General features: G+C 65.6%; 13 protein-coding genes and 1 other RNA gene. 3 read left to right on the plus strand and 11 right to left on the minus strand.

All coding sequences use genetic code 11. The features are described from left to right. Positions 1-3: 3 nt before the first annotated feature. Positions 4-432, minus strand: coding sequence for a division/cell wall cluster transcriptional repressor MraZ (mraZ, locus tag I6I07_RS02775; protein WP_006392946.1), 429 nt, complete (start codon positions 430-432; stop codon positions 4-6). Positions 433-756: 324 nt separating this feature from the next. Then, positions 757-1,162: RNase P RNA component class A (rnpB, locus tag I6I07_RS02780), an RNA gene on the minus strand. A gap of 109 nt (positions 1,163-1,271) precedes the next feature. On the opposite strand from rnpB, the gene I6I07_RS02785 reads away from it, so the two are divergent. Next, a complete protein-coding gene (locus I6I07_RS02785; protein ID WP_198485614.1) occupies positions 1,272-3,107 on the plus strand; it encodes an ATP-binding cassette domain-containing protein in 1,836 nt (611 codons plus the stop codon). 121 nt (positions 3,108-3,228) lie between these two features. Here I6I07_RS02785 and pyrC read toward each other — a convergent pair whose 3' ends face one another. Both pyrC and I6I07_RS02795 read right to left on the minus strand, forming a co-directional pair. Then, positions 3,229-4,308: a dihydroorotase gene (gene pyrC, locus I6I07_RS02790; RefSeq protein WP_198487410.1), complete on the minus strand. Its 1,080-nt coding sequence runs from the start codon at positions 4,306-4,308 to the stop codon at positions 3,229-3,231. Next, entirely contained in the window at positions 4,304-5,497 is a 1,194-nt protein-coding gene (locus I6I07_RS02795) for a M20 aminoacylase family protein (protein ID WP_198485615.1), read from the minus strand. Before I6I07_RS02795 ends, pyrC begins: the two co-directional genes overlap by 5 nt. Before the next feature lie 147 nt (positions 5,498-5,644). Between I6I07_RS02795 and I6I07_RS02800 the strand changes: the two genes are divergently transcribed. After that, complete coding sequence (locus I6I07_RS02800) at positions 5,645-5,923, plus strand: SWIB/MDM2 domain-containing protein (protein WP_006217453.1); 279 nt, start codon at positions 5,645-5,647, stop codon at positions 5,921-5,923. 559 nt (positions 5,924-6,482) lie between these two features. Here the strand turns inward: I6I07_RS02800 and I6I07_RS02805 are convergent. After that, positions 6,483-6,932, minus strand: coding sequence for a LysR substrate-binding domain-containing protein (locus tag I6I07_RS02805; protein ID WP_232625883.1), 450 nt, complete (start codon positions 6,930-6,932; stop codon positions 6,483-6,485). Positions 6,933-7,198: 266 nt separating this feature from the next. Between I6I07_RS02805 and I6I07_RS02810 the strand changes: the two genes are divergently transcribed. Beyond that, entirely contained in the window at positions 7,199-7,807 is a 609-nt protein-coding gene (locus I6I07_RS02810; RefSeq protein WP_198485616.1) for a LysE family translocator, read from the plus strand. A 291-nt stretch (positions 7,808-8,098) separates the two neighbouring features. On the opposite strand, the gene I6I07_RS02815 is transcribed toward I6I07_RS02810, so the two are convergent. The 6 genes from I6I07_RS02815 to I6I07_RS02840 are packed head-to-tail and all read right to left on the minus strand — an operon-like array spanning position 8,099 to position 12,977. Then, a complete protein-coding gene (locus I6I07_RS02815) occupies positions 8,099-8,344 on the minus strand; it encodes a DUF2274 domain-containing protein (protein WP_048629394.1) in 246 nt (81 codons plus the stop codon). Beyond that, positions 8,341-9,609, minus strand: coding sequence for a TrbI/VirB10 family protein (locus tag I6I07_RS02820; RefSeq protein WP_049405238.1), 1,269 nt, complete (start codon positions 9,607-9,609; stop codon positions 8,341-8,343). Before I6I07_RS02820 ends, I6I07_RS02815 begins: the two co-directional genes overlap by 4 nt. 2 nt (positions 9,610-9,611) lie before the next feature. Continuing rightward, the gene (gene trbG / locus I6I07_RS02825; RefSeq protein ID WP_048629392.1) at positions 9,612-10,616 is read right to left on the minus strand and encodes a P-type conjugative transfer protein TrbG; all 1,005 of its coding nucleotides are present in this window, start codon (positions 10,614-10,616) and stop codon (positions 9,612-9,614) included. Next, entirely contained in the window at positions 10,613-11,317 is a 705-nt protein-coding gene (gene trbF, locus I6I07_RS02830) for a conjugal transfer protein TrbF (protein WP_048629391.1), read from the minus strand. The genes trbG and trbF overlap by 4 nt, the downstream gene beginning before the upstream one ends. An 11-nt stretch (positions 11,318-11,328) precedes the next feature. Next, positions 11,329-12,681 (minus strand): P-type conjugative transfer protein TrbL, encoded by a 1,353-nt coding sequence (gene trbL, locus I6I07_RS02835; protein ID WP_048629390.1) that lies wholly within the window; start codon positions 12,679-12,681, stop codon positions 11,329-11,331. Continuing rightward, complete coding sequence (locus I6I07_RS02840; protein WP_027457564.1) at positions 12,678-12,977, minus strand: hypothetical protein; 300 nt, start codon at positions 12,975-12,977, stop codon at positions 12,678-12,680. The genes trbL and I6I07_RS02840 overlap by 4 nt, the downstream gene beginning before the upstream one ends. Positions 12,978-12,984: the final 7 nt, after the last annotated feature.

Raw genomic sequence — 12,984 nt, forward strand, 5'->3', positions numbered from 1 at the left:
CTTTCAGAACGAAAACTGATTCAACACATCCGGCATACCCTTGGCCAGGTCTTCAGCCTCGCGGCTGGCCAGGGTAGCGGCATCCCACAGCTCGAAGTGGGCGCCCAGACCGAGCAGCATCACATCGCGCGTCATACCGGAAGCGTTGCGCAGTTCAGGCGCGATCAGGACGCGGCCGGAGCCGTCCAGTTCCACGTCCTGAGCGTTGCCCAGCAACAGCCGCTGCAACGCACGCGCCGTCATGGGAAAGGCGGCAATCTGCTCGCGCTTCTTTTCCCACTCGGGCCGCGGGTACACCAGCAGGCAGCCGTCTGGGTGGCGGGTCAGGGTCAGGCGGCCTTCGGCCTGCGCCATCAGCGCGTCACGATGCCGGGTCGGAATCGAGATCCGTCCCTTGGCATCCAGCGTGAGCGCGCTGCTTCCCTGAAACACCACTTTTACCCCACTTAATTGCACAATTTCCTACTATTTCCCACTCTACGGTATGGCAATGGGGCGGTCAAGCGCACGGTTGCAATTTTTTCAATCACAACAAGGACTTAGAGCAACTTGTAAATGCGCAAAAAGAAAAACCTCCCAATAAATCAGGAGGTTGCGTCACTATCTAAAAGTGCTTCTTAAGAAGTGGCGGCTAACAATGCCTTTGCATTGTTTTACCCAGCCCGCTTGCCAAGGGTTGGCGGGCGTTCCGCGCCAGATGGCGGGAGGCCGGGCTTGAAAAAAGCCTGCGGCGGCCCCGCTCCGATGAGAAATCCAATGCAAGACGGGTCTATAGGCCGGATTCTGTACGCCAGGTTTCCCTGGCGGGCGATCATTCCTCTGCGCGGATCATTGCTGAGCCGCTGTAGCCACCTACCCGCATGCTTGGACGGAGCCGCCCTTCGCGACCCGAAAGCCGCACGCATGCCTATTTGATGTTGCTCCGGGTAGAGGTTGCCGCGTTTCACCCTGCGATGCCGCCGACCGTTACCGGCCGGCGCGATACGGAGATGGCCGTATCGGTGCGCGACTGGCGCGCCCGCCCCGCAGACTCGTCTCTGTGGCCCTATTCCTCGACCGCGCCCGAAGACGCGACCGGACGGCCGTTAGCCGCTACCCTGCCCTGTGGAGTCCGGACCTTCCTCGATGGACTTGCATCCACCGCGACCGCCCGACCCGCCTTGCGGTGCGTATTCTAGTACAGGTCGCGGCTCCGTCCCCGAACAGCGGCGCGGGTTCCTGCGACAATACCGGTCTGATCCGCTTATCCGCCGCAAGAACGACCCCACTACATGGCTCTCGCAACGCTCATCACCCTGACCGACATCCAGCTGGCCTATGGCCACCACCCGCTGCTGGACCACGCCGACTTCGCCATCCAGGCCGGCGAGCGCATCGGCCTCATCGGCCGCAACGGCGCCGGCAAGTCCTCGCTGCTGCGGCTGCTGGACGGCCGCACCGTGCCCGACGATGGCGACATCGCCCGCACCTCGGGCCTGCGCGTGGCCACGGTCGAACAGGAACCAGAACTGGACGAGAACGCCACCGTCTTCGACGTGGTCTGCAATGTCGACGGCGACCATGAAGACTGGCAGCGCCCCTCGCGCGTGCGCGCCGTGCTGGAAAAGCTCGGCCTGCCGGCGGACGCCCAGATCGCCGGTCTGTCGGGTGGCACCCGCAAGCGCGTCGCGCTGGCCCGCGCGCTGGTCGAGGAACCCGACCTGCTGCTGCTGGACGAGCCCACCAACCACCTCGACTTCGACGGCATCGCCTGGCTCGAAGAGATGCTGCGCACCTGGAAGGGCGCCGCCGTCATCATCACCCACGATCGCCGCTTCCTGGATTCGGTGGCCACCCGCATCGTCGAACTGGACCGCGGCCGGCTGCTCAGCTTCCCCGGCAACTTCTCGCAATGGCAGGAGCGCAAGGCCCAGTGGCTGGAATCCGAGCGCCTCGAACAGGCCCGCTTCGACAAGCTGCTGGCCCAGGAAGAAGTCTGGATCCGCAAGGGCGTGGAAGCGCGCCGCACCCGCAACGAAGGCCGCGTGCGCCGCCTGGAACGCCTGCGCGTCGAACGCGCCGAGCGCCGTGAACGCGTCGGCGACGTGTCGCTGGCGCTGGCCGAGGGCCAGCGCTCGGGCAAGATGGTGGCCGAACTGGAACACGTCGGCAAACGCTTCGGCGACAAGATCGTGGTGGACGACTACTCCACCACCATCCTGCGCGGCGACCGCATCGGCATCGTCGGCCCCAACGGCGCCGGCAAGACCACGCTGCTCAAGCTGATCCTGGGCGAAATGCAGCCCGACAGCGGCAAGACCCGCATGGGCACCAATGTGTCGGTGGCGTACTTCGACCAGATGCGAGCCCAGCTCGACGAGAACGCGACGCTGGTCGACATCATCAGCCCGGGCAGCGAGTGGGTCGAGATCGGCGGCACCCGCAAGCACGTCATGAGCTATCTCGGCGACTTCCTGTTCTCGCCCGCCCGCGCCGGCTCGCCGGTGCGCAGCCTGTCGGGCGGCGAACGCGCCCGCCTGTTGCTGGCGCGCCTGTTCGCGCGCCCCGCCAACGTGCTGGTGCTGGACGAACCCACCAACGACCTCGATATCGAAACGCTGGAACTGCTCGAAGAACTGCTGCAGGAATACTCGGGCACGGTGCTGCTGGTCAGCCACGACCGCGCCTTCCTGAACAACGTCGTCACCCAGACCATCGCCTACGAAGGCAACGGCCACTGGCGCGACTACGTCGGCGGCTACGACGAATGGGTGGCCCAGCGTCCCGCCCCGGCGCCCGGCGCCGCGGCGGAGGAAGACGCGGCCAAGGCGGCACGCGCCGCCGACGAAGCCGCGGCCCGCGCCAAGGCCGCCAAGCCCAAGCCGGCCCGCGCCACCAAGATGAATTCGTGGGAACTGCGCGAACTCGAAGGCCTGCCCGAAGCCATCGCCGTGCTCGAAGCGCAGCAGGCCGAACTGGCCGGCAAGCTCGCCGACGGCAGCCTCTACCGCGATGCGCCAGCCGAAGTCGAACGCATCAACAGCGAGTTGTCCAAACTGGAAAGCGAGCTCGAGGAAAAGTTCGCGCGCTGGGAACTGCTCGAAGCGCGCCGCGAAAGCGCCCTCTGATGCGATAGCGGGACCGCCGCAGCCGCGGCGGGTCCGTCACCGCGCCACCAGCTTCAGCGCCCTCTATATATATAGAAGGCGGCCGCCATGCACGATGTCCACATGGCGGCGGCTGACGCGCTCAGACGGTGGCGCGCCAGGCCAGCGTCTCGCCGGCGGCCAGCGGCACCAGCCCGGTGTCGCCGAACGGCACTTCGTCCGGAATCTGATAGCTCTCGCGCACCAGCGTCAGCTTGCCGGTGTTGCGCGGCAGGCCGTAGAAATCCGGACCGTGGAAGCTGGCGAAGCCTTCCAGCTTGTCCAGCTTGCCGACCGCATCGAACGCCGTCGCGTACAACTCCATCGCATGCAGCGCGGTATAACAGCCGGCACAGCCGCAGGCGTGTTCTTTCAGGCCACGCGCATGCGGCGCGCTGTCGGTGCCAAGGAAGAACCGCGGGCTGCCGCTGGTCGCGGCTTCCACCAGCGCCAGCCGGTGGGTTTCGCGCTTGAGGATCGGCAGGCAGTACCAGTGCGGCCGCACGCCGCCCTGGAAGATCGCATTGCGGTTGTACAGCAGGTGCTGCGGCGTGATCGTGGCCGCGATCGGACCTTCGGCATCGCGCACGTATTCAGCGCCTTCCTTGGTAGTGATGTGCTCGAACACCACCTTCAGCGCCGGGAACGCGCGGCGCAGCGGCTTCATCACGCGCTCCACGAAAATCGCTTCACGGTCGAACACGTCGATCGACGGATCCGTCACTTCGCCGTGCACCAGCAGCGGCATGCCGCATTTCTCCAGCGCTTCCAGCGCCTTGGCGCACTTGCCCAGCAGGTCGGTCACGCCGGCGTCGGAGTTGGTGGTCGCGCCCGCGGGATACAGCTTGACCGCATAGACCTGGCCCGACTCGTGCGCGCGGTAGATCTCCTCGGCCGAGGTGTTGTCGGTCAGGTACAGCGTCATCAGCGGCGTGAAGGCGTCGGCATCGCCGCCCGCCTTGGTCAGCGCGGCCAGGATGCGGCCGCGATAGGCCAGCGCCTGCTCGGTGGTGGTCACCGGCGGCTTCAGGTTGGGCATGATGATGGCGCGGGCGAACTGCCTGGCCGTATCGGCCACCACCGCTTCCAGCGCCGCGCCGTCGCGCAGGTGCAGGTGCCAATCGTCGGGGCGGGTGATGATCAGTTGATTCGTGTTTTGCGTGGACATGGAGAGCTTCTTAATCTGCCAGCGGCATGCCCCGTTCGGCCAGCGCGCAGAACATCGCGCTGCCCAGGGGAATGACGGCATCGTTGAAATCGAAATGCGAGTTGTGCAGCACGCAGCCGGAGTCGGCTCCGCCCTGCCCCAACCGGAAATAGGCGCCAGGCTTGCTTTGCAGCATGAAGGAGAAATCCTCCGACCCCATCGACGGTACCAGATCGCGCACCACGTTTTCCTTGCCGATCATCTCGGTGGCGATGTCGGCGACCAGGTTGGCGTGCTGCGGCGTGTTCAGGGTCGCGGGATAGATGCGTTCATAGGTGAGTTCGGCGGTGCCGCCAAAGGCGCTCGCAATCGCCGTGACCAGCTCGCGCATGCGCGTCTCGACCATTTCCTGCACCGACTTGCGGAACGTGCGCACCGTGCCCACCATCCGGGCCTCGCGCGGAATCACGCTCATCGCGCCGGGATGGCCCGCCTGCAGCGAGCCGATGGAGACCACCGCGGAGTCCAGCGGATTGACGTTGCGCGACACGATGGTCTGCAACGCCGTGATGATCTGGCCGGCGATCGTGACCGGGTCGATCGTCTGATAAGGATGCGCGCCATGGCCGCCTCGGCCGGTGATCAGGATCTCGAAGCGGTCGGCCGCCGCCATCATCGGCCCCGGATTGATGCCGATGGTGCCAGGCTTCAGGCCGGGCCAGTTGTGCAACGCATAGATGGCGTCACACGGAAAAGTGTCGAATAACCCGTCCTCCATCATGGCTTTGGCGCCGCCGCGTCCTTCCTCGGCCGGCTGGAAGATGAGCACGGCGGTGCCATCGAAATTGCGCGTCTGCGCCAGGTACTTCGCCGCCCCGATCAGCACCGCCGTATGGCCGTCATGGCCGCAACCGTGCATCAGGCCCGGCTTGGTCGACTTGTGGCCAAACGCGTTGTCCTCCGTCATCGGCAGCGCATCCATGTCGGCGCGCAGGCCGATCATGCGGCCGCTATCGCAGCGTTTGCCGCGGATGACGCCCACCACGCCGGTCTTGCCGATCCCCCGATGCACCTCGATTCCCAGCGCCTCGAGCGCGCCGGCAACGATCCCGGACGTCCGGACTTCTTCGAAGCCAAGCTCGGGATGGGCATGCAAGTCGCGCCGCAGCGCCGTCAATTCGTCATGAAACAGCCGAATCGATTCCAAAGCAGAACGTGCGTACATAGGAGGTTACAGAATGACGTGAGAGGGGGGACAGTCGGGATATTTTAGTTGCTACAGAGGATAAATGCCTTTGTCTTTACCGGAGAGACACGTTATGCTCCGGCCGCAGGACAATTTTTCCAACAGCCAGAGAAGGAGCGCCGCATTATGGCCACAACCTCCAAACCCGCGACCGCGCGCAAGCCGAACGCTGCATTCATGAAGCCCCTGACTCCCAGCGCCGAACTGGCTGCTGTGATCGGTTCGGAAGCCGTGCCGCGCACCGAGGTCACCAAGAAGATCTGGGAATACATCAAGAAGCACAACCTGCAAGATGCGAGCAACAAGCGCAACATCAACGCCGATGCCAAGCTGCGCCCGATCTTCGGCAAGGATCAGGTCACGATGTTCGAACTGACCAAGCTGGTCAACGCACATCTGAAGTAAGCAGGCAAAGGGCGTACCCGGTACGTCCCTGCCTCGATACTGTCGCGACGCCCTGGCTTGAACGCCGGGCGGACCCGACTTCCGGCGATTCCCGCCAACGCAGGCTTTCCGCCTTGCCCAGCCAGTCCCATACCCGCGATGGGCACGGCTTCCTTCCCCGCCTTATCCGTCTTGCATGCGAACGCAGCCGCGTCGAATCGCATGGACAACGTCATCCCGGTCTTGGTCGATCTAGAGGCATGAACAGCGTCATCACGATCGTGGCGGATCGAGATGCATGAACGGCATCTCCCCGGTAGTGACTGGTTGCGAAGGTGAGCAACATGCGCTTTGTTGCGACGGATCGCGAGCGTGAAACATCACCGTTCACGACGCACGATGCGCGCGCGTACCGACCGGGTACAGCACAGCAAAGGTCCGCGATATCTCCCGGCACGCGATGTCTCGCGCGCGACGACCTCCCCTCATCACCTTGCGCGGAACGCCTATCCGGCATCTCATGCGCAATGCCATCAATCACATTAGTCATTGCCCGCAAAGCCTTGCCAGGCTTGGCTCTTCAGCGTTTCGCCAACGCCGGCGAGAGGCGCGATCTGCGCGCTTCCTCGAGCAACCACGCGCGAAACGCCTGTGCGTCCGGTCGCTGCGCGGCCGTGCGCGAAGATACCAGCCAGTAGCTATAGTCGTTGGGCAGCACCTGGTCGAACAGGCGGACCAGCTTGCCGGCGCGCAGGTCATCGGCCGCCAACACCAAGCGTCCCAACGCCACGCCCGCGCCATCGGCCGCCGCTTGCAGGACCAGCGCGGCATCACTGAATTGCACGCCCCGCGTCAGGTCCAGCGACACCTGCGCCAGTTCGCACCACTGCCGCCATGCCGCACGCGGCTCATCGTGCAGCAGCATGACGCTTGCCAGATCGGCGGGTTCCGACAATGCCGGCGGGCCTTCCGCCAAGCGGGGATGGCATACCGGACTCAGGTACTCCCGCGCGATCAGGTCCGCCTTCATTCCGGCCAACGGTCCAGGCCGGAACGGATGCCAAGATCGAACTCGTCATCGCCCGGCCACAAGCGCGCCGAGCTGTCGACACGGAACTCGATCTCGGGATGCCGTTGACGAAACGCCGGCAGGCGTCGCATCAGCTCGATTAGGCAGGGTTATCGAAGGCATGAGAATAGATCGTTTTGCCAGCCCCGGTAAGCCCCGTCTATTGGCCGCTTCGCCGGCGTTCGGTCCGATACCCGAGCCGGCCCACGGCAAGCCAAGGAGCGGCAATGGCGGGATGGGAAGTCTGGACGGCGTTTCTCGGGTACGCGGTGCCCATGGTCATCAGCCCCGGACCGGGCAATACGCTGCTGGCCACCGCGGGCGGCCGCTACGGCGTGCGGGGATCGGTGCCATTCTGGGCAGGATTCGAAGCCGCCAACCTGGCGCTGTGCGCCCTCTACGGCCTGGGCCTGGGCGGCGCCCTGCATGAGCACCCGCAAATCCACGTCGTGCTGAAATGGGCGGGCGTCCTCTACCTGCTCTATCTCGCCTGGGGGTTCTTTCAGGCATCGGCCAAGCCCGCGAGCCAGGCTGCCAACACCCGCCCGCTCGGCTTCGTCGACGGATTCATCTGCGTGATCCTGAATCCGAAGATCCACTCGATGATCTTGGTCATGTTCGCGCAGTTCCTCATGCCCGGCGTCAGCCTGTCGCTGCAGGTCGGACAACTCAGCGCCGCGTTCGTGATCCTGGGCCTGTTCTGCCATTTCCCGTGGATCTACGGCGGCAAGGTCATCCTGGGACGCTTCAATTCGCCGCGGGCGCTGCGCATCCAGGCGGCGGTATTCGGCGGCGCCATGTTGCTGGTCGCGCTGTACGTGGCACTGAACGGATAAAAAACTGCTCGTGTCAAGCCATTTGTGCAAATCGCACGAGGTCTAAAACTCTATATGGGACGCAAAGTTAGCTCTGTTTAGGGCCGCTTGAAGCGACTCGGGCATCGTGGGCTAGGTGCCACATAAGAGCGACAGGAGAGAAAGCCGGAGCGCGTTGCATCGGGCACGTTTTCCAACAGCAGACCGACTTGCGTTTCCATAATAGCCCAACTGACCGACTCCCAGAACGATGAAAGCGCAGCCCGTAGGCTGCGCTTTCATCGTGAGTGACTGGTGAGTGTGTCTGCATCGTCAGCCCGATTGAGGCGGTGCGGCCTTGCCCCTACCTCCCTTCCTGAATCCCCGATCCGCTGCCATGAACGCCTCCAGCATGTGCGGAATCAACGTCGTCGCATCGACCGCTTCGCCGTATGCCTGCGCGTGCAACGCGGCGTAGCGGTCGAGGTCGGCTTTCAGGCTGGCCGGGCAAGCGAAGGTCAGCTTCACATTCTCGGTCTTGGGCAGCGGGCCGAGCCGCAGTTTCTTGGTCGTGCTCATTGCATCGCTCCCCGCTGGAAGAACATCGGCTGGTACGGACGCAACACCAGATCGCGGTTGACGATGATGCGAACCGGTAGGCCCGGCCGTTCGGTCAGCGTCGGCTGGATGTTCATGTTGCGCCGGGTCATCTCCTGTCCGACCTGATTGATGCTGTCCTGTGCGCTATCGCGCCCGGCGATCACGATGCGGTTGCCGTTCTGCCGGTTCTCCGGTGCGGCCAGCTCGGCGCCCACGCCCAGCAGCGTCGTCAGCGCCGCGCCGGCAAAGACGCGATCCCAATGCCAATCGACGCCATCCTCCAGGCCGGCGTAGCCGGCCGGGTCGGTGCCCGCGAGGTTGTCGAGCTTCAGCGAAGACGTGTCCGGCAGGATGACGCGGTTCCACACCACCTGCACGCGGCTCTGCCCATAGCTCACCTGGCTGTTGTACTTGCCCAGGATGCGCGACCCTTGGGGGATCAGCAGGAACTTGCCCGTGGCCGTGTCGTAGACCGGCTCCGTCACCGTGGCGATCACGTCGCCCGGTAAGTCCGACTTGATACCCGTCACCAACGCCCCGGCGATCACCGTTCCCGCCATGACCTGATACGGCGAGGACGGCATTTGCAGATTGCCGGAATTGCGGGTTTCCGTAGAGCCGCCTTTCAGGAACGCCTCTTTCTGGTCTTGCCGGTTCTGCATGGCGATGGGATCGGATGGCTGGGCCGCCGTCGAGGCCGGCCCAGCGGCCAGCGGGTCGAAGCCCGCCAAGGCACTGCCGGGCGCAGCCGCAGCGGCTTGCGCCGTGACCGGCGCGGTGGCCTTGCCTTGGTTGCCCGAGCGGAAGAACACCGACGAACCCGCCGCCGCATCAGCCTCCTTGCGCCGCGCATCCTCCGGGTCGTGGCCCGGTGGCGCATACGTCGGCGTCGCCGGCTGCTGCGACTTCACGATGGCCGGGCCGAGATCGCCCGGCAGCGGTGGCCCCAACTCGGGCACCTTCGGCGGCAGCTTCGAGTAGTCGGCCGGCAGGCCGTCCAACCCTTCGGACTTCGAGACACGATCCACGTTGTAAAGCTCGGTCTGCTCGCCCGCGCCGCGCCGGTGCGGCTGCAATGACCAGATCGTGGCCCCGAGCACGGCGACCGACAGGCCGCCCGTGAGCATGGCCAAGGTGCGCCGGTTCAGGCGCGTGACCGGGCGCGGTTGGGCGCGCAGCGCCACTGCCTCGGGTGCGACCTTGCCCGCCTGCGGTGCAAGATCAGGAGAATCGTCCTGGCTCATGGTCAGTTCCTCCGCGTGCCACCGGAAACGCCATCAGTGCGCTCGATCCGCACCACATCACCCTTGTCTCCGCCCAGGCGCAGCTCGGCGGCGCCGAACAGGCGATCCACGATGTAGTACGGGGAGCGGAAGCGGTAGTTCACCAGTTGCCCATCGCCCTGCGCGCCGATCACGAACAGCGGCGGCAACTCGCCTTGGGCAATGCCCGGCGGGAACTGGATATAGACCTTCTCGCCGTCATCGAAGGCGCGCAGCGGCTTCCACGGCGGATTGCTCCCGCTGACCGCGTAGCGGAATCGGATCTTCTCCAACGACAGGCCGCTATCGACCGGCGCGGCGGCGCTGGCCGCCTGCGCCTGGCGCTGCAAGGCCAGCATCTTGTCCTTGGGATATTCCCAGGACACCGACGCCATCCACGTCTTCTCGGTCGAGGTCAGTTCCAGCAGATAGGTACGCCTGCTGGTGGTGATGACCAGATTGGTCTTGAGGCCCGAGCGGATGGGCTTGACCATGACATTCACGCGCAGCGCATCACCGCTGCTGCTCGATGTGTCGCCCACGATCCAGCGCACCGTATCGCCCGCCGCCACCGTCACCAGCTCCTCGCCCGGCTGGAGCGCGATCACCGTCACGCGACCCACAGCCGCATAGACCTGATACAGCGCGCCGTCCGTGAAGGGCCAGACTTGAATCGCATTGACGTAGCCCTCGCGCGTAGGCGCAATGCGCGCCTCGGCGTTGGCGCGGGACACGCGCACGGTTTCATCGGCGGGTTCCGGCGTGGGCTTGGCATCCGGCACAGGTTTCATCTGCGCCGGCATCGGCAGCACTTGCGGAACGGCCACCACTTCCACAGGCGCAGGCGGCTCCGGCAGCGGCTGGGCCTGCACCGGCTCATCGAGCGAGATGGACGGCGGTGGCTTGCCTTGCGTGGCGCAGCCAGAGAACAGCACGGTCGAAGCCAGAAGCATCACCGGCAAGGCGGATTTACGGAAAAGATCATTCATGGTTTTGCTCCTTCGTTCGCTTCCAGTTCGCGGCTCCAAGACAGCCCGTTGACGTAGATGCCCAAGGGGTTCTTGCGCAGACGCTGCTCGGTGCGCGGGGTTTGCAGCACCGTGGAAATCACCGCGTTCCAGCGTTCGGTGCGATCCAGCGCGCCGTTGACAAAGCGCGTCTCCGTCCAGCGCACGTTGAAAGACGTGTCGCTGGCGCGGGTCACGCTGGTGATCTGCACCGTCACCGACTCCTTGCCGATGCGCGCGAACGGGTCATTGGTGCGGGCGTATTCGTTGAGCGCGATGGCGCCCTTGTCCGTGGTGTAGTCGTAGGCGTCGAGCCAGTTCTGCCGCACCACGATGGGGTCGATGGACAGCGAGCGCACCAGGCCGATGAAGCGGCCCAGGTGGTAGGCGATCTGCGCATCGCTGGGCCGGTACGGCGCGGCGGCCTCGCCCACGGCGCGCACCTGGCCCGCGTTGTCCACCTCGATGACATAGGGCGTGACGATGGACTGCGCCGAACGCCACACCAGCCCGCCGGCCATCAGCACGGCCAAGGTGAGGCAGCCAAAGGCCATGAAGCGCCAGTTCTTCGCCTGCACGCGGGCCGAGCCGATGCGCTCGTCCCAGACCTGGGCGGCGGCTTGGTACGGAGTGGCAGGTTGCGGTGTGTCGGCGTAGCGCACCTGCGGTCGTTTGAATCGCATGGGAGTTCTCCTTATGAATCGGAATCGCGAAGGCTTGGGCCCTGGCTGGAGCTACCGCCATCGCCGCCGCGCAGCGTGTGGGCGGCGGTGGTCGCGGCATGGGTGAGCTGCTGCCTGCGATGCAGGCGCTTGGCCCAGGCGGGTTGCGCAGTGGATGGGGGCGGCTCGGTTGCCGCCTGCGCGGCACCGGCACCCGACGCCGATCCGGCGTCATCGGGTCGGAAGGCAGCGGCGACACGCTCCTTCATTGAGCGTGCGCCTTCGGCCACCTTCTGCCCGGTCGCCTGCGCGCCAGTCTTGGCAACGTTGCCCACGCCGACGGCAGTGCCCTTGAGGCCACCGCCTGCCGAAGCAGAACCGGCCTGGAACGCCGACCGCGCGCTGCTGGCGGCTCCAGCAGCAGCCCGCGCACCGCTGCCGGCCAGCTTGGCGGCTGCGGGCGCCATGCGCGCCCCGGCGGCGACTGCACCGCCAACGCCTGTGGCCGCAGCGCCCACGGCAACAGCAGCGCCAGCCCCACCCAGCGCGGCGCCCGCCATCGCACCTGCCCCGAGCTGCGGCCCGCCGGACACCAGCCCGGTCGCAATGCCCGGCCCGAAGATGCCCAAGGCCAGCAGCGTCAGCGAGGTCAGCATCACGACCACGGAGTGGTCGATGGATGACTCGGTCGGCTGCACCTGAAACTCGGCGAACAACCCGGAGCCGATGCCCACGATGACCGCGAGCACCAGCACCTTGATGCCTGATGACACCACGTTGCCCAGCACCTTCTCTGCAAGGAACGCGGTCTTGTTCCAGAGCGCGAACGGCACCAGCACGAAGCCCGCGAGCGTGGTCAGCTTGAACTCGATCAGCGTGATGAAAAGCTGGATCGCCAGCACGAAGAAGCACAGCAGGACGATCAGCCACGCGAGGAACATCACGACGATGGGCGTGATGTTCACGAACACTTCGGGAAAGCCCGCCATGTCGCCGATCTGCTTGAGGATCGGCGCCCCGGCGTCGATGCCGACCTTCGCCAGCCGGCCCGGTTGCAGGAAGTTTTCCATGCTCAGGGCCGAGCCGCTGGCCGTCAGGCCCAGCCCGGCGAAGGAGCGGAACACGATGCCGGCCAACCAGTTGAAGTTGCCGATGATGTAGGCGAAGGCGCCGACGTACAGCACCTTGCGGATCAGCTTGGCGATCACGTCCTCGCCCTGGCCGGTGGCATGGCTCATCGCCCAGAACAGCCCGGCGAGCGTTATGTCGATGACGATCAGCGTGGCGGTCAGAAACGCCACTTCGCCGTGCAACAGGCCAAAGCCCGAGTCGATGTAGCGCGAGAAGGTGTCGAGGAAGCGGTCGATGACCGTCACGTCGTTCATGGCGAGTCCTCCTGCCCAGGCAGAGCGATTGCCGCACTGCAATCGGCGGGTTCATCGAAGCCGGGCGGAATCGGCGGCAGGTCGGCCAGCGTCTGGTACTCGCCCGGCCCAGCCTGGCCGGAGAGAAAGCGCCCCAGGTCGGCCTGGGCCACCTGCGCGCAAAACGTGCCGCCCTGCGCGCGCAGCCGGGCCGGATCGGCGGCAAGTGCATTCACCGGCAACTGCTGCGGCCAGCCACAGCCGGCCAGCACAAGCGCATGAACGGCGAAGGCGAACACGACGGGCGTGTGTTGCATGGCAGCC

The sequence above is a fragment of the Achromobacter deleyi genome, assembly GCF_016127315.1.
In the GTDB taxonomy this organism is placed as follows: Bacteria; Pseudomonadota; Gammaproteobacteria; order Burkholderiales; family Burkholderiaceae_B; genus Achromobacter; species Achromobacter insuavis_A.